This is a genomic window from Bacillus sp. T-10(2022) (assembly GCF_056502895.1).
In genome coordinates this window covers 2,034,002-2,054,622 of sequence record NZ_CP113518.1, presented here as the reverse complement: position 1 = coordinate 2,054,622, position 20,621 = coordinate 2,034,002, and the positions used below count along the sequence as shown (strand labels likewise).

Genomic DNA, 20,621 nt, shown 5'->3' with positions numbered 1-20,621 from the left:
TCAGTTCATTTCCTTTAATGTTTAGGTTGTGCTGGATGGACTTTTATTCCAATCATCCCCAATATCATTAAAGCCATAAAAAATACTTTCAGTGGATTAATGGTCTCACCCAAAAAAAGCATCCCAGTTACTACAGTTCCCACCGTTCCCAATCCAGTGAAAATGGCGTAACCAGTTCCTAAGGGTATTGAATTTAAAGCTTTTGAAAGTAAAAAGAAACTAAAGATTATAATAACTACCGTAAATATACTAGGTATAATTTTGGTGAATCCGTGTGAATATTTAAGACCAATCACCCAGACAATTTCCAAAAGTCCTGCCATTATGATATATATCCATGCCATTTTATCGCTCTCCCCTTTGGCATTGACACTTATTTTTGAACCACGAAGTTCTCCATATATCGATAAATCGCATAAGCTACCCCATTTTCATCATTTTTAAGGGTTGTCGTTGTACAAGCATTTTTTATGACATCTTTTGCATTTCCCATCGCTACGCTGTATCCAACTTTCTGAAACATGGATAAATCATTGTTGCTGTCACCGATTGCCATAGCCTTATCTAATGAGCCATTCATCAAGAAAGCCAATTTTTCAAGGGCCATTCCTTTTGAAGCTCTTTTACTAGTAATTTCAATGTTATGATCAGCAGATGAAACGACCATCAACTCATCAAACTTTTTGAATTGGTTCCATGCTTCCTCTAATTTATTTTCATCAAAAGAACATGCTAAAATGTTATGGAATTCTTCCTCCTGTATTAAGATATCATGATAGTTTTCAACTAAAACATATCCAAACTGGTCAAATTGCCTTTCCGCTATTTCAACTAATTCTTTCATATCTGTATTCAAATCTGCGCTTTTCAAACTTTTAATCTCATTTTGGAAATGTTCTCTTCCCTTTTTAAGAGTATAGATGGCTTTATCAGTGAACACTTCGTAATAATAATTCCGTTCATCTAACCATTGGAGAATAGATTCGACACGATCTTTTGTTATCGTAATAGAAGAAATGCACTTTGCGCTTTTTGAATGAATGGTTGCGCCATTTGTCCCGATTACAAATGGGGAAATCCCGGCTTTTTCACAAATTGTTTGAACGTCAAAATAAGCCCGTCCTGTTGAAATAACTATTTCAAAGCCTCTATCTTGGGCATATTGAATCGCCTTTATATTTTCTTCACTAATTTCATTCTGGTCGTTTAATAATGTTCCGTCTAAATCTATCGCAATGAAACTCATGCTATATAGCTCCTTTTCTCATTCTATCTATTAAATTTTCTTTCTAGCTTTTTTACCTGCTATCAATAAAAATCAAAATACAAAAGAGAGTACTCCCTCTTCCATCTCGATATATCCTTTTATGGGCTATGCTTGAATCCAATTGACTTCCTCTAATCTTGAATCATTTCTCCATTCCTCTGGAAATGGTTGCTCGCAGACAATCACATCTACTTTTTCTAGAGGACAAACTTTACAAAAGGTGTCGACACCAATTTTAGAGTAATCCGTTAGCAATATAACTTGCTTTGATACCTCGACCATCTTGCGTGAAACTAATGTTTCACGTAAATGATAATTACTAACACCACTTTGAATGGAAACACCACCAGCTGAAATGAACGCTTTATCAATATTAAATTGATTTAACATTTGTTCAGTGAGACCCCCGCATATAGATTGATGCTTTGGATCAATTTGTCCTCCCAGTAATAGAATTTGTCCTGTAAACTTATTTTGATTGAGCAATTCGGTTAACACAGACGACACAGGAAGAGAATTGGTTAAAATCGTAATGTCCTTTTTATTTTCAATACACTGGGCAAATTCTAGCATGGTTGTACCTACATCAATGGCAATCACATCTCCGTTGGAAATGAGTTCCACTGCTTTTTTCCCAACCTTGATTTTCGCTTCTTGATTCACCGTTGTACGCTGTGTAAATGGAGGCTCCTCAAATTCAAAGACTGTTTTAATCGCTCCACCGTAAACCCTCTTTAACAGTCCCTTTTCCTCTAATATCATCAAATCGCGTCGAATCGTTTCCTCTGAAACATTAAATTGATCAACTAATTCTATAACTTTTACTTTTCCCATTTTGTTAAGTTCTTTTAAAATTTCATTCTTTCTTTCTTCTGGCAAAACAGACATATCTCTTCCCCCATGATCATTAATAATTTATAAAATAATGCATTCTTTCTTCGGTACAAGAATTTGAACGCGTGCTCCTTGCTCAAACATTTTCCCTCGGTGGTGAAGATAGTCTACAAGGAAAGCGGACTCCTCTGTTTCTACTTCATATCTTAAAACATTCCCTGTCATAGTAATATCTTTAATAAACCCTTTAATTCCCCAGTTCTCTTGTAAATCCAAGCTATCCTCAACAACAGAAACTAATTGTAAAACTTCAGGACGAATGGCGACCTCATTCCCTTTTAATTCTGTGCTGCGAACAAGTTTATGAAAAACTTCCATATTACAAACATTATAATTTCCGATAAATTTTGCAACAAATGTATTGACTGGAGAAGTATAAATTTCTGATGGAGAACCGGATTGTACAACTTTTCCTTTATTCATGACAAAAATTCTATCAGACATCGTCATTGCTTCTTCCTGATCATGAGTAACAAAAATAGTTGTAATATCTAATTCTTTCTGTATTCTCTTTAATTCTTTTTGCAGACTTTTTCTAATTTTAGCATCCAATGCGCTTAACGGCTCATCCAGAAGCAGTACTTTTGGCTCCATGACAAGCGCTCGGGCAAGTGCAACCCTCTGCTGTTGTCCGCCAGATAACTGATGAGGATAAGACTCTTCTTTTCCTATTAAATCAACCATATCAATCATCTTTTTCACTCTTGATTTAATATTTTTTACCTTCTTCATTTTAAGGCCGTACGCGATATTGTCAAAAACGGTCATATTCGGGAAAAGCGCATAAGACTGAAACACCATACCGACTTCACGCTGACGCGGTGATAAATTAGTAATATCTTTTCCATCAATTAAGATTCTTCCTACATCAACACCTTCAAGCCCTGCAATGGAACGTAATAATGTACTTTTTCCGCATCCGCTTTGCCCAAGAAGTGTAGCAAATTCTCCTTTTTTTAATGTTAAAGAAATGTCATTTAAAACGACTTGATTTTCATACCCCTTAGTCACTTGATCGATGGTTACATAGCTCATTATTTTTCACCTTCTAAAGCAGTATTTTTATTACAGTTATGTTTTTTAAAAAATGAAAGAATTCGCTTCTTATTTGACCCGACAGGATTTTTTTCGTTTTTAAACGTAAGTTTTAATACAATCCCCGTTAAAAGTAAAATCATTGAATAATAAGTAATAACAATTGCACTTGTTAAGTGACCACTGCTGTTTAGTTTGTCGGCAAGAAAAATTTGAAGCGTTTCAAATCGGCCCCCGACAAGCAAATTGGCAAAAGCAAACTCACTAAATAAAAGAGCGACTGATAATAAGGTTGACACTAAAATACCAGATATAATATTTGGAAACACCACTGTGCGAAACGCCTGGAATTTTGTAGCACCGAGTAATTCAGCTGCATCAACAAGCTGCACAGCATTAAGTGTACGAAGACTGTTACGAATACCTTGATACATAAATGGCAGAATCGTTATGAAATAAGCACCTATTAAAATCCAGGGTGTTCCGGCAATTTGAATCGGTCCATCTGAATATAGCTTGATTAATCCAACAGCTCCAACAATGGGAGGAATTCCATAAGGAAGCATAGCTGCTGCTTGAAGTAATCCTTCCCATTTACTGAAATATACCGTGATGATAAAGATAGTCGGAAGCATAATAACAACACTAAGACCTACAGACATGACAATTAAAAACAGCGTTCGTCGAAAGGCATCAAAAAACCGTTCATCTTGAAATAATTCAATGTACCATTTCATTGTATAACTCTCAGGTAAAATGGTATGATCCCATTTACCGGCAATCGAGAATAAAAATGTTCCTACAAGCGGAATTAATAAATATATAACTAGTAACCCAACAATCACTTTATGAAAAGTCAATGAAGATTTCATCGTAAATCCCTCCTAATGCGGCGCATCATTCGTTCATTGAACCACATCGCCCCTATCATTGTCGCTGCTAGAAGAACTCCCAATGCACTTCCTAGCTGCGGCTTTAATGCAACGTCACTAGCAACTAGTGAGGCAATTTGCAATGACAATAAGTTATAGTTGCTGCCTACTAATGCATAGGCTGTAGCGTAAGCTCCCATCGAATTAGCAAACAAAATACTGAATGTACCTACAATACTAGGTAAAAGAACTGGAATCCCAATGTGAAGCCAAAATGATAATGTTGATCCTCCTAATAATGAAGAGGCTTCTTTCCATTGTTTCTTTATTCCTTGATAAGACGGGTAGATGAGCATAATAGCAAGCGGAATTTGAAAATATATATAAACAAGAATGAGGCCTGTCCATGAATATAAATTAAAATCCGCAAACACATCCCCACCAATCTTAGAAAAAAGCAACGTAAACAACCCATTGTTTCCAAGTAAAATAATAAATGAAAATGAAAGGGGAATCCCCTCAAAGTTCGATGCCATATTGGTAATCATCAGTAAACGATTTTTTATTTTTTGTGAGAACTTTGTAAACGAATAGGCTACAATGACTGCTACAATCACAGAAGTTACAGCAGAAAATAAGGAAATGACCAGGCTATTTTTAATGGCTTGTAAGTAAAATTCACTTTTGAATATGGTTAAGTATTGATCAATCGTAACTTGAATTCCATCATCTGCATAAAAACTATTTTTAATCATTGCCACTAATGGTCCTATCTCAAATCCAATCACAAACATAATAAATGGCAGTAAAAGAGCTAATAAGTAAACTTTTTGTTTTTTTATTTTTCGCATGACTTCTCGCTCCTCTATATTCTCTAACAATTTGGGAATTGGTCTAACAGTACATTCGTTAAACCAATTCCAGTCAACCTTCATTCTTCATTTTTATTTTGGATGATGTATCTTTTTTAAAGGGTAACTTTTCCTTTCAGACCTGGAAATTGATATGAAATCATTTTATCGGACGGCTCAATATTTAAAAGTTCACAAACGAGCGGTGCAAAAGCTAATTGCGGAACCACTTCACCATAAACGCCAGGCTCAACTTTTGGACTAATGATAAAGAGCGGTACATCACGTTCACCATCAGTTATGCCGCCATGGTTGCCATATTCACTCATGCCATGATCCGATGTAATTAAAATGTGGTAACCTTCTTTGATCCAAATTGGTAAAAGTTGTGCCAACAAGCTTCCCATTTTTAAGATTTGTTCACGATATTCTTTCGATTCCGAACCGAAAATTTCCCCTTTTACATCTACACCGAGCGGATGAATATATAAAAAGTGAGGATCATACTTTCTGCGTAAAGCTTCTGCATCCATTAACACATGACTGTCTGGATAGTCATCGTCCCAATAAAATTTTCCGTATTGAATTGGATTGGATTCATTTTCTTGCTCACGGTCTTCAATAAAATGGAATGGCGCACGATTATAAAGTTCGCTTACCCAGTAATAAGATACTGCTCCGTTTCTTAACCCGTTTTCTTTCGTAAGATGAAAGAGACTTTTCTCGGTAGATAAACGAATGGCTTGATTGGACGTAATCCCATTCATTGAAGCCGGCGTTCCTGTTAACAACACTTCATATATTGGACGGGAAAGACTTGGAAGCTCCGACTTAATTTTGTAAAGTGACGCTTGGTTCGTTTCAACTAAATGCTGAATAAATCCAAGTGTCTCGCATGCTTTATCGTATCTCATACCATCAACAACAATTGCTATTACTTTATTTGACATGGACTAACACCTCTTCTTGCCAAATCTGCGGTAAATTTTTAGCCGTTTCTTCCCAAGCTTTGTAATCTTCAATTGGTTTTGCATTTTTGTACTGTTCTTCTGGAACCATTTTTTCAGCTACTTCTTTCGGAAGTTCTACATCGCGAATTGGTCGGGCAAAGCCTTTAGCTAAATTAATTTGTCCTTCATCGCTTAAGATATATTCTCTAGTCGCCATCGCAGCATGCGGATGCTTGGCAAATTTGTTAATAATGGTTGCGTAGCCGCTTACGACTGAACCTTCACTTGGAATGGTGACGTCAAATTGATCGCGGTTAATTTGGTCAGCGTAACCAAGAGCATTGAAATCCCAAACAAGGGCAACTTCCACTTCCCCTTTTTCGATGTTGGCCGGCTTGGCATCAGTTAAGCTAAGGCGGCCTTGCTTGGCAAGCTTAGCAAAAAAGTCAATTCCTGGTTGGAGATTTGTTTCATCACCGCCGTAAGCGATAGCGGCAGCAAGTACGGCCATTTGATTCTGTGTACCACGCTGAACATCTCCAACTGTTACTTTATAATCTCCTTTTAATATGTCATCCCAAGATTTTGGCGGGTTATCTACTAATTCTTTATTAGTAAAGAATGCAATCGTTCCTTGGTAGCCAACAACCCAATCTCCATTGTCATCTTTTGCCCAGTCAGGTACCTCGTCCCAATAGGAAGTTTTATATGGCATCGTTAATTCTTTTTGTTCCGCGATTGGTCCAAAGGAAATCCCTACATCGCCGATATCAGCTGTTGCACTCTCTCCTTCAGATTCCATTTTGGCAATCTCTTCGGCACTGGACAAATCTGTATCATTGTGTTCCAATGTATAATTTTTCATCACTTCATTCCAAGTTTCTCCCCAGTTAGCCCATGAATCAGGCATACCGACACTATTAATAGTCCCCTCTTCTTTTGCCTTTGTTTCAATTTCTTTCAAGGTTAACGAATTTGGATCCTTAACCACTGGAGCAGCCTCCTCATTAGTAGCTCCACAAGCAGCTAATCCCAGTACACTCACCCCTAAAATCAAAGCTTGAATAGACTTATAACATTTCTTCTTGAATGTGCGATTCATAAAAAGTGCCTCCATTTAGTGTGGAATTTTTAATGTTTATTACTGTTTGTTACGGTTTAATCATAATCAGAAAACATTGATTCCACATAAACCAAATGTTAAGATTTTGTAAATCAGTCTATAAAAGAGAATGTGAAAAAATTTTATTCAAACATATCACCCTTTTCCGCCTCTTTTTAGCTCGTCGTTAACAAAACTCCCTGTTAGCTAAATAACTTTTCATGCAAAAAAACTCTCTTGATACAAGAGAGTTTCAGACTGTAGACAAACTCGATGAAAATCGAGTTTGTCTACAGTCTTTTTTGGTTTGTACAAATTTGGACGTTGATTTCCACTTCAGGCACTCGCTTTCCGCGGGCGGTCCGGGAGCCTCCTCGGCGCACTTGCGCCTGTGGGGTCTCCCTTGGACTCGCTATTCCCGCAGGAGTCTCGCACCTTCCGTTCCAATCAACTATGTTTAAAATTTTAGATAGAACTCCTTTTGCCTACAGTCTTTTTTGTTTTAAAATAGAACTATTAAAACTTGAGGTGATGAGGATGCTTTCTAAACATATTCTATTCAGCGAGATCAACTTGAAATGATTACGTTAGATCAACTGGTGCCACCGAACCATTTGGTTCGTAAAATCGAGGCTGCATTTGACTTCTCTTTCATTTATGATTTGGTGAAAGATATGTATTCAGAGGTAGGACGCCCAAGTATTGATCGAGTTATTTTAGTTGGACTGAAATTCCTATAGCCTGGATGTTGTATTCATCACATATTCTATCGTGGTCTATTTCAAAATAATCAAAATCCTTATTTTTTCCTTTGACCGTGCGCAGAAACCTACTAGAAAGGATAGATAAATCGGGCTGAAACCACGGTATTTCAAATTTTAATAGCTTTTTGAAGACAAAGATTTTGCTTGATTAATTATACCCATTTTCTTTTTTCCAATCACCATTACCCCTACTGAAGCAAGATCTTAAATTTCCTCTCTCCTTACATTTACATCTGGTAATATAAGGAGGAGGCTCATTTTAGGTTTTCTTTATTTATTTTCACTTTTAAATTTTATGAATTTCGTTCTATTGAAGGAGAAAATTTTAGAATACGTAACATTCGATCAATCCCCGAAAAGGATGCAATTACATTGTTTCATAGTTTTTTATTTCAAATTCATTTACAGGCCGATTAATCGACTTACTCAATTTTTTAATAAGCTCTTCGTAATCCTTAGTATCATTTGGATCTATACCTTCTCTGACGTTTAGTATCTCGTATCGGTCATACTGTTCTGGAATAAGTTTTCCGTCTACATGGATATAAAGCCTATATTTGATCCTTAGATTCATATTACCATCTCCTTTACTATCAGTTCGATATAAGGAGCTATTTTCCTGCAAGAAAAAATGCCATTAAGTGGTGCTCAACTAACAATTCATTTTTTATACTCAGAATGTTAAGCAGTTTGTATGATCTCAATACCTCTTTTTTTAAACATGGTACCTTCGCGATGAGCACACATACCGATAGAATCATTAGGAGGAATTGTTTTATATATAAGAGAACTACATATTTATAACAAATACTTTTTTGAAAACACCTGAATTTTTTTGTTCTTCCTGCATAAATTGTTCAATACGAAAAAACTAGTGTATATGGAGGTTTTTTAAATGAATCACCCTGAGCCAGTATTAGAAATGTATAACTATCACGCGTGGGCAAATGGAGTCATCATCGATCGGTTAAATGAACTTCCAGAACACATTTACCATAAGGAAATTCAGACTGGTTTTTCGTCGGTATCAAAAGTGTTGTCTCATATTTATCTCACAGATTACGCGTGGTTTGATATTATCTCAGGTATAAGTATGGATGAAGCAATGGCATCTTCTAATCAATTAAAAGAAGGCGTGGAAAAGAAAAGTATTGGGGAAATGAAAAAAATATTTTTAGACCTATACGAAAGAAACAAAGCACTTCTGAGTACAGAGGATATGGAAAAGGTAATTGTCGTGGATAACCCCTATGCCGGCTTGCTTGAAACTACCATTTCCGAATCGGTATTACACGTTGTCACTCACGGATCATATCATCGTGGCAATATAGCTACCATGTTACGGCAAATGGGGCACACTTCCGTTATGCAAGATTTTGGCCTTTATCTTTATGCAAAATAGAACATCAAACTATATACCATTTCCTGAGTAGGGGGATGTATCAATGGATGAACTAGTTGGCTTTTGTGTTCGCTGTGCACGTGATGTGTATTGTACGGCAGGTTTTCTGAACGGTATTTTGTTAGATAACAAGAATATCTTATGTTTTAATTGTAAGGATATTTTAAATGCCATGATCAATGAAGAAAGTTTGGAGGAGGAAAATCAAAACTAGATATTTAAATAGGTCATGCCAAATTATTGGCATGACCTATTTTGCCCGATGAACAGTCAGATTGACCTTGTTGGTTTCACACATGAACGTTGAGAGATGTACAGGTTGGTCGTTTGCATCGAAAGCAATCTTCACTATTCTAAATAAATTCGCGCCAATATCGCATTCTAAATATTTAGCATAGATTTTTGTAGCACCAATGACGTCTATAATTTTATCGTTACTGACTATTTCTGTATGGTAATCTTCCAAAAGGATCTTATAAGTTGATTCATCCCTTGCAATCTTCTTTTCTAAATCCGGAAAACGAAGTAACGAATAATGAGCGGTATCGTAGAAAAGCGGACGCTCATCTACATACATGAGTCGCTCAAGTTCGAGAACGGGGCTTCCTTCTTCAATGAGGAGATGACCTGCAACATCTTTTGGGGCGGTTATGACCTCACTTCTTAAAATCCGGGAATTCGGTATCTTCCCAAGCTGATGACTAAACTCTGAGAATCCACTTATGGATAACAACTCATTATGAAACTTATTAGATGCAACAAAGGTACCCCTGCGCGGAATACGTGTCAGTGTTCCTTCCTTCACCAATTCCTCTATTGCTTTTCGTATGGTAATGCGGCTAACGTTATAAGTTTCACAAAGCTCTGCTTCGGTTGGGATCTGTTCATCTGGTTTGTATTTACCGTTCTGAATATCATTCTTCAACATTTGCCTTATTTGCATATATAATGGCTGGGGGGTTGAAGGATTTAAATTCATATTAAATTCATCCTTATCCGTCAAAATTTATTATTTATTATTTATTATCTATTATACATTATTTCCAGTCCCAGTCACCACGCACCGAAATATCTAATTGTCTTCGCAGCAGACTCAGTGCCCAATTCTAAACAATTGCCGATGGATTGGCCTTTCAATATTCCATAAATAAAACCGGAAATGAAGGAATCCCCCGCCCCCATCGTATCGACCACATTATCTTCAACGACACCGCATTGATAAAATTGAATGCCATCATAGGCAAGTGAACCATTTTCACCTAAAGTGGCGACCGCAATTTTAGCTCCTTGACTTTTTACATCCTTTAAAAACTGGCGGATTAAAGCATCATCCTTCGTATAAGAGAAAAAAGGATAATCAACAAACTGAGGTAAAGTCTTCACCAGATCATGATCTAGCTGATCTGAGAAATCAAAAGACGTGAGCATACCTTTTTCTTTAAAAAAGGAATAGTACTTATCCGCATGTCCCCAAATCCCTGAATGTATAAGCTGATATGTTTGAATGTAATGGAGTTCTTCCGTCGTTAAACAGAAATGTTCCATGACACCTTCGTCGTATTCTCCAAACCTGCGGTCATTTCCTACCATTTCAACAAAAGTAACAGCTGTTTTTCCTTCTTTCCGCGAAAGATGAGAAATATCAACACCTTTTTCCTGAATCGCTTTAACCATTTTTTCACTGTATTGATCGGAGCCCACCCAGCCAATATAAGCAGATTCAGCACCTAACCCTCTTAAATAGACAGCCACATTTAAAGAATTACCGCCAGGATAGACCTCCCCTTTCCTTTGATATACATCCATACAGTTATCTCCGATTGAAACCGTTCTCATCTTTTTCCCCCGCTTTCTTTAAACTTAAGAAATGAGCACTACTAAGTAGTGCTCCACATATCTTAATATTCCATTTGGCGATAGTATCTTCTAAGTGTTAATGGATGATTTCTTTCACGCTCAAGGTAAACGCTGATTCGACTTAATACTGACCAGTTAATACTAACAGAAAAGTGCTTTCTGAATTCTTCGCTGATACCTTCCATTTCAAAGCTTTTGGTATCAATAACCGTTAAATTTTTCGAGATATTTTCTACAAATCTCTCTACACGGTCCATCAGCGGTCTAGTTTCATCTTCTCCTTTTAGTAAAATAACACTTGTATCTTCAACAACAAGTTCAAGCGTACCATGGAAAAACTCTGCAGCGTGGATGGATTTCGCCTGGATCCATTGCATTTCCTCTAAAATGCACATTGCATATGAATAAGTGTTTCCCCATAGGTTACCAGAACCGACCATCATGTGGTAATCCGTATCTTTATGTGTAATGGCAAATTCCTCTGCTTTTTTGTCAAAAGATTTAACGGCATCTAGAATTGCACGCGGAAGTAGAGAAACCTCCTTCGTGAATTGTTCATATTGCGGGAATTCATTGTTGTTATGCATGAAACGGAAGACGACCATGTACAAAAGCATAAAGAAAGTATCAAAAGAGTGCGTTTCAGAACCTGTCGTTATACAGTAATCCGCAATTTGTGTTAACGGAGTATTTGGCTCTGCAACTAAAGCGATTGTAGTGGCGCCTTTTCCTTTACAATATTCAGCCGCTGCAACTGTTTCTTGAGTAGTCCCGGATACAGATGTAAAAATACAGACTGAATCTTTGCTGAAATGCTTATGATTCATCACCATGAACTCAGCAGCAATTTCTGCATGGACATCGATGGTAGAATTTGATTTTAAAATGTATTCATAAGGATACATCATGGCTATCGTGCCACCAGCACCGATCAGGAATATATTACTGTAGCCCCTTTTTGTGATTCCATCTACGATTTCTTCAATCTGGCCTCTAAAAGCAAGGCCCTCTTTTTCTACAAGATTAAGAAATAACTCTTCATCAAACTTTAGCATCAACATCTTCCTCCCTGTATCTCTGTTTATTTGTTATGTCTTGTATTATATCTAAACATAATAATTTGTACAATTGTTTTATTTTAAATTTTAGTGCGTTTGTCAAGAGAAGGCCCAACTTCCCTTAACATTCTGCTAAGCCACGATATCGCTGTCGTTATTTTTCTTGGATCCATATTTCCTTTCCCAATAATAGTAAACCGGCAGACCTGTTGCGATGACGATCAATGCTGCAATCACTCCTTGAATAGGCGCCCAAGTAAAAGTTCCCCAAGCCAGCCATGATGCTCCAAGAATAGCTAAAACCGTCGTTAATCTCCACATTGGCATACGATAGATTGGGTTATAATCATCCCTTTTACGACATTTATAAACAGCGGCAAAGTCCATGATGTTAATAACCAATTGAATCAGTGTGAAATAGCCAAGTAACACTGTTAAATTACTGAAGCACACAAGAATACATGCATACGTAACCTGAACGATGATGGAGAAGCTTGGAGTTTCATATTTAGGATGGACCTTCGCAAAGCGTTGAAAGAATAGTCCGTCCTTTGCCATTGCATACTCAAGGCGGGGCTGAAACATTATGCAAGAGCTTAGCGAACCCAAGATAACAATAATCGCCGTAATGGCCACAAATGATGATGCAATATCCGATAATCCCGGAATATATTTTACAGCTTCGGAAACAGCCGCATTGGAGTTGATTAATTCTTCAAATGGCATCAAGCCGATGACACAAATGGCTAGCAGCGTATATAGAGCCAACACGATGAATACCGAACTAATAAGAGCTCGGGGAAGTATTTTCCCTGGATTTTTGAACTCCCCAGCCATGAAACAAATTGCAGCCATCCCCGTATATGCCCATGTGGTTGCAGATACACCGCCTATTAAACTTGACTTTTGGGCACCAGGTTCTGGAGTATAAGCAAAGTTTTCAGGGTTCATATACATTATTCCCAGCACAATGACGATCAGGAAAGGAATGATCTTGATAGCCGTGATAATGACTTGGAAAAGACCTCCTTCTTTCACACTTCGATAATGAATCGATGTGATGAGCAGGATGATCGCAATACCCAATAATTTCCCGGCAACTCCTGAGAAAAATGGGAAAAAGGTTGCTAAATAAGAAACAATCGCTAAAGCCATAATCGATATGGATGGAGGATCCAACGCCCAGAAAGTGGCCCATCCATATAAAAATGCCAAAGGCCTCCACCCAGCTTTATTCAAATAAACGTAACCGCTTCCATTTTGGGGGTACGCTGTCGATAACTCGGCCAGAACCATTACTTGCGGTATGGCAATCACCCCGCCTATTATCCAGGCTAGAATAGAAATGGAAGGAGTACCCGCAGCCCTTGCAACATCACCAGATGAGACAAAAATACCCGATCCTATAGTAGTTCCAACAGCAATTGCTAGAGCAGACCAAAAACCCAGTTTTCGTGTAAGTGTGCCATTACTCATAAAGAGTTCCTCCAAATTAGATGATTAAATTCCCAATTCCCATACTTTTTCAATAGATTTCATGATTGCATCACTTGGATTTTGATAATAATTTGATCCCATAATTTCTAGAGTACAACTTCCTTTGTAACGATGGCTTTTAAGCATCAAACCTTCCTTCTCAGCTACTTTGGTTAATTGAAAGATTGAGTCACTTGCATACTTCCATGATTCCTCTTGTGAAACAAGATTTAATTTCCCTTCTCAAACTCCTTATATTTCCTAGTATGTTGCGATAAACATACAAATGAGGCTCCCCACCCCATAATTCAATGCTTTTAATCTCAAGTTTGTCCATGCAATCCAAAAAATAATGAAAAGGGAAATGCCTAAAAGTGATATTCATCCCTGCAATATTAAATTCTTTCACCCCCTCAAAACGACTTTTTATTTGTTATGTTTTGTATTATAATTAACCAATACATTGATTGCAATAATTATTTTGAATATTTAAAAAATATTAATTCTCAATATACGGAAAATGCATGATTTTATTGTTCATCACACCTTTTTATCAATTAACTATTTATTAGTGAATACGAATGATAGAATGTTAAAGTATTTATACCTAGTGCAAAAATTTCTCTGGTACATTGTAAGTATTATATTGGTGATTATTGTTTGAAATATGATATACCTGTAGAATGGATGTTAACCTGGGGGATTTCCAAGAGAATGTATCCTGAAATATTGTCAAGTGAGTGGTTAATGTTAATAAAGAATAAACATCTCAAAAAAGCCGTAAATTGAGTTGAATCTCCTTAAATGGTATATTTTATTGAAAAATATAGGTTGGTTTACACTGATACTTCGTGAGACGAATTAGTTTCTATAACTTTTAAAAATCGCTGGCAGTACAATTTGTACTTCCTAGCGGGAAGGACGTGCCATAATAATGAATCACGACAAAACAGCCATCACTAAAATTCGTACAGGCCCCATGTTTGCGGTGATGCTGGCTGGTGCTCTAGTCGCTTTCTTAAATCAGACTTTAATCAATATCGCATTGCCTCAATTAATGACTCATTTTGACATATCAGCTGCAACAGCTAATTGGCTTACAACAATCTTCTTATTGGTCAATGGGATTGTCATCCCGATTACCGCTTTCTTAATGGAACGATTCAATACAAGACAATTATATCTTGCTTCGATGGGACTCTTTGCATTAGGAACTTTTTTATGTGGAATTGCCCCCAGCTTCTCCGTCTTATTGATCGGACGTGTGGTTCAAGCTGCAGGTGCGGGGATTTTGTTCCCGTTGATTACAAATGTAATTTTTACTTTATTTCCGCCTAACAGACGCGGTTTCGCAATGGGCATATTTGGTATCGCGATGAATTTTGCCCCAGCTGTAGGACCGACATTATCAGGGTGGATTATCCAAAACTATTCATGGCGGGTTCTGTTTTTCATCATTTTCCCATTCGCCCTGCTTGACTTCATCTTTGCCATTTTCATCATTAAAAAAGTAGGGAAAACCAGCCGGCCTAAACTCGATAAACTGGGTGTAATTCTATCCACTATCGGATTCGGCGGAGTTCTATATGGATTTGCTACAGGCGGCACCAAGGGCTGGGGCAGTCCTGAAGTACTGACGATGTTCCTAGTTGGAGGAATCAGTTTAGCTTTATTTGTCTGGAGGCAATTCACTGTATCTCATCCTATTTTGGAATTTAGAATTTTTCGGTATCGGATGTTCACTTTAACGACAATCATCAACGTCATCGCAACTATGGGTATGTTCTCCGGAATGATCATCATGCCAATCTATATGCAGAATATCCGTGGGTTTACTCCGATGGAATCTGGTCTGATGCTATTGCCTGGCGGGATTTTAATGGGGATCATGTCTCCTATTACAGGTAAGCTTTTTGATCGATTTGGTGCAAGATGGCTTGCGGTGAGCGGACTTGCCATCACTATCATTACAACCTATCTTTTAGCGCGGCTAGAAACAGATACGTCCTATTCTTATGTGGTGTGGGTATATACGATTAGAATGTTCGGAATGTCGATACTGATGATGCCTATCTTCACAGCTGGATTAAATGAATTGGCACTTAGCCTAAATAAATATGGTACAGCAATGGTCAATACATTGAGAATGGTAGCAGGCGCTGTTGGTATGGCGTTCTTTGTGTCCATCATGACAAACCAGGGAACGAAACATGTACAGGAAATCTTATCTCAAAAGAATATATCACCAGATAATACATCACAAATGACGATGGCCATTAAACAAGGCAGCGTAATGGGAGTGGATGATGCATTCATGATCGCAACAGGATTGACCATAGTTGCATTCATACTGGCCTTCTATATACGGCAAACATCACCGCAAGAAGATACCATTACAAATCGCCTATCAAAAAAAAGCACCTTGAATAATCAAGGCTAAATTCAACCTATTTTCAAAGGTGAAAAAATTCTTATATTATTAAACTGACTTGCCCCATGAAGACATATAAATGCCAAAAAAGAGACACTTTTTATGAGTGTCTCTTTTTTGGCCCCAATTACCTCATGGCCTCCAGGAGACGGCGTTAATTTTGATCCAGCGTAATCCCATGTCTCTTCAGAAAATCTTCTAAGAACAAAGCCAGCAATTCACAAATTGCTCCGGTACTTTCATATGCTGAGTATATATTTACATTCCTCTCATATATTTTAAGATAATGATTTGTACAAGGGGAATGTATTAATGAAAAAGTTTGTTACTCTGCTTTTTTCAAGTTTTTGCATTGGAATTGGTATTAACCTGTTTATCGTTCCCATTCATCTAATAAATGGCGGGATATTTGGAATAAGTTTGTTAATCAAATATGTTTGGGGAATCCAGGTCGGACATACCATGATCATGATCAATATTCCCATATACCTTCTATCTCTTCTATACGATAAATCTTATTTCTTTAATGCCATCCTTGGGTTAGCTTTTACTTCAACCATTATTGATTGGCTAACACCACTAAACGGTTTGGTTCATCTACCGATCATAACAAGTGCCATTATCGGCGGAATGACGATTGGGATTGGTGTCGGTTTTATGCTGAGACAACATATTAGCCCCGGTGGAGTGGATTTACTAGCACTATTAATCTCTAAAACCACAGCAACTAATCCTGGAATTATTATTTTTATCATTGATTCTCTCATAGTAATTGCGGGAATTATTATATTGAAAGACTTAAAGTTAATGTATTCCCTCATCCCGATTTCCTGTGTCGGGATATGCGTCATTTTATTCAATTCTTTTAAATCAATAAACTTTTTTACAAGATAAAGCTGCAAAAGGGTCAAATACATTGTTCGCAATACATATTTACCAACACTTCAGGGATAAAAGCAGAAAAGGTATGGAATATTTTTTAAATCCTTCATCAAAAAGGCATTAGTTAAAGCAGCCACTGCCTTTTACATTAAAGAAAACTCCAAAATCACCTTCAAGCATGGATTTTTAGACTAGAATAATTGGGCAAACGATAATCTTTATTCATGATTTTGTGATCAAATCTCTCTTAAGGATGTAAAAGATCAAACGGAGGAAATCCTCACTAGATTTAAGAAATTTGCAACACTCCTGCCAAAAAACTGGCTAGCCGAGTCCCCGGAGACGCTTGCTTTGATGCGGCTTGGCAGACAGTCGCCGTTTACTCGTGATTTCAATACGTTTACTCGTCATTTCGTGCTGCATTCGTGATTTCGCGCCGTTTACTCGTGAATTTTACTGTTTTACTCGTGAGTTTGCGACGTTTACTCGTGAATTTTGGCTATTTACTCGTGATTTCAGTACGTTTACTCGTGATTTCGTGCTGCATTCGTGATTTCGCGACGTTTACCCGTGAGTTTTGCTGTTTTACTCGTGATTTCGCGCCGTTTACTCGTGAATTTTGGCTATTTACTCGTGATTTCAGTACGTTTACTCGTGATTTCATGCTGCACTCGTGATATTACTGTTGAATCTCAATAATTTTTTATAGAATGCATTAATAAAAGGAAAGTGGAATATGATTAAAATGTAATTTAAGGGAGGGAATGAGAATAGATGAAAAAAACAAAAATTATTTATTGGATTTTCACAGGACTTTTAGTGGCACTAATGGTTTTGGGTTCTATTCCGGATATACTGTCTGTTCCCGATGCAGTCGCTTTATTTAATCATTTAGGTTATCCCACCTACCTCCTACCCTTCATTGGAATTGCCAAATTATTAGGTGTCGTGGCTATACTTATTCCAGGCTTTCCAAGAATCAAGGAATGGGCTTATGCAGGTTTTGTATTTGATTTGACGGGTGCTATGTATTCAAGCATATCAGTGGGGGACCCTGCCAGTGGATGGCTTCTTTTCATTATCGGATATATTTTGATAGCCGGCTCTTATATTTATTATCATAAAATATTAAAATCCGCTTCAGTGAGTAATAAGGATAGCGTAACAATATAAATAAATTAGCAATGAAAAAACACCGATATCGGTGTTTTTTCATTTGGTTATAGTGACTTTCACCTTCGTTTTCTTTTCTAAATAGAAATTAAAAGAGTCCCAATAGGTTTTCCTTATTGGGACTCTTGTTTTTAGAAATTTGATGATTAACTTACTGTTTTTGAAGTCAAATAAGCGACAAGTATATAGCGTTCAGGTGCTGACCCGATATAATCAAAGGGGTAACAGGTACTGACGGTTAGCGTTGCCCGTGGTTTTGGTACGATCACGGTTCGATCATCCTCATCCACAATTCGAACTTTTTTGATTTTGTATGTGAACTCTCCTGCCGATGTTGTTACTATCAACAAATCTCCTTCGCCAACTTGCCCGAGTTTACGGAATACCGTATCTCTATGACCGGAAAGTACGGAATTGTCATTTTCACCTGGTAGCACACTTCCTGCAAAGTGACCAACGCCTTTTTCCAATTCATCCTCGTTTGTGCCATGGAAAATAGGGAGTTTTGTTTTTAGTTTGGGTATATACAGTTCCCCGATTTCTTCACCCGTTTTAGGGCGGACAGGATATAGCTCTTTCTTTGTTGTTTTATTACTTGGTGGTTTCTGTACAGTTTCATCTACTTGGCTACTTGGAGCATGAGTCTTGTAAAGAAAGTAGCCTTTTGCAAACTTATACATATTGGATGTGGAAAACCAAATTCCAAATAAAATAATGGCAATTGTACAAGAAAGCAGAAGCAAACGCTTTTTCTTTAATTGTTTCATATTAAGCTTTCCTGATTTTTCGATACATCAAGCTTCCGAACAAGACAAGAAATAGTCCTAAAAGGGCGCTAGGCAAATAATCGGAAGCGGTATTTGGCAGTTTAGCCCCTTTTACGGTTTGATTTTCTGAATTTGTATGAGTACTGATCTTTTGCTTTACTGGTTTAGCAACTGGTGCCTTTTCAATGGTTTTTTGCACCTCTTTTGCAGATTCCTTTATTTGCCCGCCTGCATTGGTAAGAGTGTCAGAATCGACCATTTCACCTGTTATTAAAAGATCAGCCAAGAACTTTCCGTCAGTATTATATATCGCTATTTTCAGGTTAGCACCCTTCAATTCTTCCAATTTCATTAAATCCATAAGGGATACAGGTGATTCCGAGCCACTTTTCACAAGGGAATAGGATACATTAAGCTTAAAGATTGAAAGTAATTCTTCATAGATTGATGCCATTTCAGCTATCTGTTCAGCTGTAAGCTCGGTTGCTACATCGAATTCCTCGAAAGCCATCATGCGGTTGCCCAATGCTTCTAGTTGCTTGACTGTTTCCGGATTGGAAAGATGCTCTTCCAAAGACATTAAGTGTTCTTCAAGCCGCTGTAGTTCCTCTTCCGTCAAACCGAGTTCTTCCTCGAAAATGGGAAGCAGATCTTCTGCAACCTCACCATCTATCCCACCACCAGTAAGGTTCCAAACAGTTTCTTCAAGATTATCTATGTATATATAATCGTTAATGTCTTCACCATTTTCTTCCAACATTTGAAGCAAGGCTTGTTTATCTAATCCATAATTCTCATTAAAATAATCTAAGTTGCTTAGATCTGCCTTTATGACATCACCCAAGAATTCGCTAAGTTCTTCGACAGATTCAAATTCTTCCAGGCTAAAATCATAAAGTTCCAATGACGCTTCGATATCTTCTTTTGTTACTTCGAAGCCTCTTTCCTTGCTAACTTTGGCTAAATAATTGACTAATTCTTTGTCAAAGTTTGGATCGCGTTCAAAATCGCCCTCTTCTGTATAGAAATAAACAGCTTCATCTAAGTCCCAGATAAAGATATAATCGTCTAGTTCTTCGCCATTTTCGTGTAATAGATTAATTAGGCTCTCATTAGTCAGATTATAATCTTCATAAATGGCATCTAAATTACTTAAATCTGCCTTAATGACTTCGCCTAAGGCTTCTTTTAAATCACCAATAGATTCAAAGTTTTTAATACTTTCATCGTAAAAAGAAAGAGATGTTTCAATATCATCCTTCGTCACTTCAAAACCCCTTACAAGGCTTACCTCTTTTAAATACTTTGTAAGTTCTTGCTCAAAATTTTTGCTTGGTGATGCCGATGCTAATTGCGGGAATAAGCTAATTAACAACGAAAATGAAACTAAAATCGTCCACAGTTTTTTCATACTTTTCTCCTATTCATAACATTTCATATGTTTCTAGAAAATTATAAGGTAATAACAATAATTTAACAATGAAGTTATTTTTTCCAATAGCGAAAAATTTCTATTTTACTTACTTTGCTAACAAACTTTTTAAAAGCATTTACCCTCTGTTCGGGGTAATTTAGACGTATTTCTTCCTATTAATATATTGATTTCAAAAAGAGGGATTACAACAACCCCTCCCCTTGTGTCTCCAGATAAAAGAATTATTAATATTAATACGGTTATATAGACAAGAGTATAATTTTTTAATTCATTCACTTTTATCCATGTACTTCCCTTAACTATGGGGATGTTAGTGATGGTATGTTCCGTTTCAATCAATCTTTTCTCAAAAGACCTGCAGATATCTTTTCACATTGAGAATTTTAAAACCCGCCATTATTAACT

Annotated in this window: 20 protein-coding genes and 1 pseudogene; 6 read left to right on the top strand and 15 right to left on the bottom strand. The window is 37.1% G+C overall.

Features of this window, described 5'->3' with window-relative positions; genetic code table 11:
* Positions 1-14 precede the first annotated feature (14 nt).
* The 8 genes from OSJ91_RS10120 to OSJ91_RS10085 all read right to left on the bottom strand — a co-directional run bounded on the left by OSJ91_RS10120 (position 15) and on the right by OSJ91_RS10085 (position 6,971).
* Positions 15-344: a DMT family transporter gene (locus tag OSJ91_RS10120; RefSeq protein WP_485891470.1), complete on the bottom strand. Its 330-nt coding sequence runs from the start codon at positions 342-344 to the stop codon at positions 15-17.
* 29 nt (positions 345-373) lie between these two features.
* Positions 374-1,246, bottom strand: coding sequence for a Cof-type HAD-IIB family hydrolase (locus OSJ91_RS10115; protein ID WP_485891469.1), 873 nt, complete (start codon positions 1,244-1,246; stop codon positions 374-376).
* 126 nt (positions 1,247-1,372) lie between these two features.
* The gene (locus OSJ91_RS10110) at positions 1,373-2,155 is read right to left on the bottom strand and encodes a DeoR/GlpR family DNA-binding transcription regulator (RefSeq protein WP_350302114.1); all 783 of its coding nucleotides are present in this window, start codon (positions 2,153-2,155) and stop codon (positions 1,373-1,375) included.
* A gap of 27 nt (positions 2,156-2,182) precedes the next feature.
* Positions 2,183-3,196, bottom strand: coding sequence for an ABC transporter ATP-binding protein (locus tag OSJ91_RS10105; protein ID WP_350302113.1), 1,014 nt, complete (start codon positions 3,194-3,196; stop codon positions 2,183-2,185).
* On the bottom strand, positions 3,196-4,068 hold the full coding sequence (locus OSJ91_RS10100) for an ABC transporter permease (protein ID WP_485891468.1): 873 nt from the start codon (positions 4,066-4,068) through the stop codon (positions 3,196-3,198). The genes OSJ91_RS10105 and OSJ91_RS10100 overlap by 1 nt, the downstream gene beginning before the upstream one ends.
* On the bottom strand, positions 4,065-4,919 hold the full coding sequence (locus OSJ91_RS10095) for an ABC transporter permease (protein ID WP_350302111.1): 855 nt from the start codon (positions 4,917-4,919) through the stop codon (positions 4,065-4,067). The genes OSJ91_RS10100 and OSJ91_RS10095 overlap by 4 nt, the downstream gene beginning before the upstream one ends.
* A gap of 116 nt (positions 4,920-5,035) precedes the next feature.
* A complete protein-coding gene (locus OSJ91_RS10090) occupies positions 5,036-5,869 on the bottom strand; it encodes an alkaline phosphatase family protein (protein ID WP_350302110.1) in 834 nt (277 codons plus the stop codon).
* Positions 5,859-6,971, bottom strand: coding sequence for an ABC transporter substrate-binding protein (locus tag OSJ91_RS10085; RefSeq protein WP_350302109.1), 1,113 nt, complete (start codon positions 6,969-6,971; stop codon positions 5,859-5,861). Before OSJ91_RS10085 ends, OSJ91_RS10090 begins: the two co-directional genes overlap by 11 nt.
* A 578-nt stretch (positions 6,972-7,549) precedes the next feature.
* Between OSJ91_RS10085 and OSJ91_RS10080 the strand changes: the two are divergent.
* Positions 7,550-7,708: pseudogene (locus OSJ91_RS10080) on the top strand (transposase); the annotation flags it as partial.
* Between the two features lie 394 nt (positions 7,709-8,102).
* Here the strand turns inward: OSJ91_RS10080 and OSJ91_RS10075 are convergent.
* A complete protein-coding gene (locus tag OSJ91_RS10075) occupies positions 8,103-8,309 on the bottom strand; it encodes a hypothetical protein (protein ID WP_350302108.1) in 207 nt (68 codons plus the stop codon).
* A 321-nt stretch (positions 8,310-8,630) separates the two neighbouring features.
* Between OSJ91_RS10075 and OSJ91_RS10070 the strand changes: the two genes are divergently transcribed.
* Together OSJ91_RS10070 and OSJ91_RS10065 are read left to right on the top strand one after the other, a co-directional pair.
* Positions 8,631-9,137, top strand: a complete 507-nt coding sequence (locus OSJ91_RS10070; protein WP_350302107.1) for a DinB family protein — start codon at positions 8,631-8,633, stop codon at positions 9,135-9,137.
* Positions 9,138-9,180: 43 nt separating this feature from the next.
* Positions 9,181-9,351, top strand: coding sequence for a hypothetical protein (locus OSJ91_RS10065; protein WP_350302106.1), 171 nt, complete (start codon positions 9,181-9,183; stop codon positions 9,349-9,351).
* A gap of 36 nt (positions 9,352-9,387) precedes the next feature.
* On the opposite strand, the gene OSJ91_RS10060 is transcribed toward OSJ91_RS10065, so the two are convergent.
* The 4 genes from OSJ91_RS10060 to OSJ91_RS10045 form a co-directional block, all read right to left on the bottom strand.
* Positions 9,388-10,116: a GntR family transcriptional regulator gene (locus tag OSJ91_RS10060; RefSeq protein WP_350302105.1), complete on the bottom strand. Its 729-nt coding sequence runs from the start codon at positions 10,114-10,116 to the stop codon at positions 9,388-9,390.
* A gap of 74 nt (positions 10,117-10,190) precedes the next feature.
* Positions 10,191-10,973 carry a fructoselysine 6-kinase gene (gene frlD, locus OSJ91_RS10055; RefSeq protein WP_485891467.1) on the bottom strand — a complete coding sequence of 261 codons (783 nt, stop codon included), beginning with the start codon at positions 10,971-10,973 and terminating at the stop codon, positions 10,191-10,193.
* Between the two features lie 62 nt (positions 10,974-11,035).
* A complete protein-coding gene (locus OSJ91_RS10050) occupies positions 11,036-12,049 on the bottom strand; it encodes an SIS domain-containing protein (protein WP_350302103.1) in 1,014 nt (337 codons plus the stop codon).
* 135 nt (positions 12,050-12,184) lie between these two features.
* Positions 12,185-13,528 carry an amino acid permease gene (locus OSJ91_RS10045; protein ID WP_485891466.1) on the bottom strand — a complete coding sequence of 448 codons (1,344 nt, stop codon included), beginning with the start codon at positions 13,526-13,528 and terminating at the stop codon, positions 12,185-12,187.
* Positions 13,529-14,462: 934 nt separating this feature from the next.
* Between OSJ91_RS10045 and OSJ91_RS10040 the strand changes: the two genes are divergently transcribed.
* The 3 genes from OSJ91_RS10040 (at position 14,463) to OSJ91_RS10030 (ending at position 18,014) form a co-directional block, all read left to right on the top strand.
* On the top strand, positions 14,463-15,968 hold the full coding sequence (locus OSJ91_RS10040; RefSeq protein ID WP_485891465.1) for a DHA2 family efflux MFS transporter permease subunit: 1,506 nt from the start codon (positions 14,463-14,465) through the stop codon (positions 15,966-15,968).
* Positions 15,969-16,271: 303 nt separating this feature from the next.
* Positions 16,272-16,853, top strand: coding sequence for a YitT family protein (locus OSJ91_RS10035; RefSeq protein ID WP_485891464.1), 582 nt, complete (start codon positions 16,272-16,274; stop codon positions 16,851-16,853).
* A 762-nt stretch (positions 16,854-17,615) separates the two neighbouring features.
* Positions 17,616-18,014, top strand: a complete 399-nt coding sequence (locus OSJ91_RS10030; RefSeq protein WP_485891463.1) for a DoxX family protein — start codon at positions 17,616-17,618, stop codon at positions 18,012-18,014.
* Between the two features lie 146 nt (positions 18,015-18,160).
* Here OSJ91_RS10030 and OSJ91_RS10025 read toward each other — a convergent pair whose 3' ends face one another.
* Positions 18,161-18,781: a class D sortase gene (locus OSJ91_RS10025; RefSeq protein WP_413016781.1), complete on the bottom strand. Its 621-nt coding sequence runs from the start codon at positions 18,779-18,781 to the stop codon at positions 18,161-18,163.
* A 1-nt stretch (position 18,782) separates the two neighbouring features.
* Positions 18,783-20,192 carry a processed acidic surface protein gene (locus OSJ91_RS10020; RefSeq protein ID WP_485891462.1) on the bottom strand — a complete coding sequence of 470 codons (1,410 nt, stop codon included), beginning with the start codon at positions 20,190-20,192 and terminating at the stop codon, positions 18,783-18,785.
* Between the last annotated feature and the right edge of the window lie 429 nt (positions 20,193-20,621).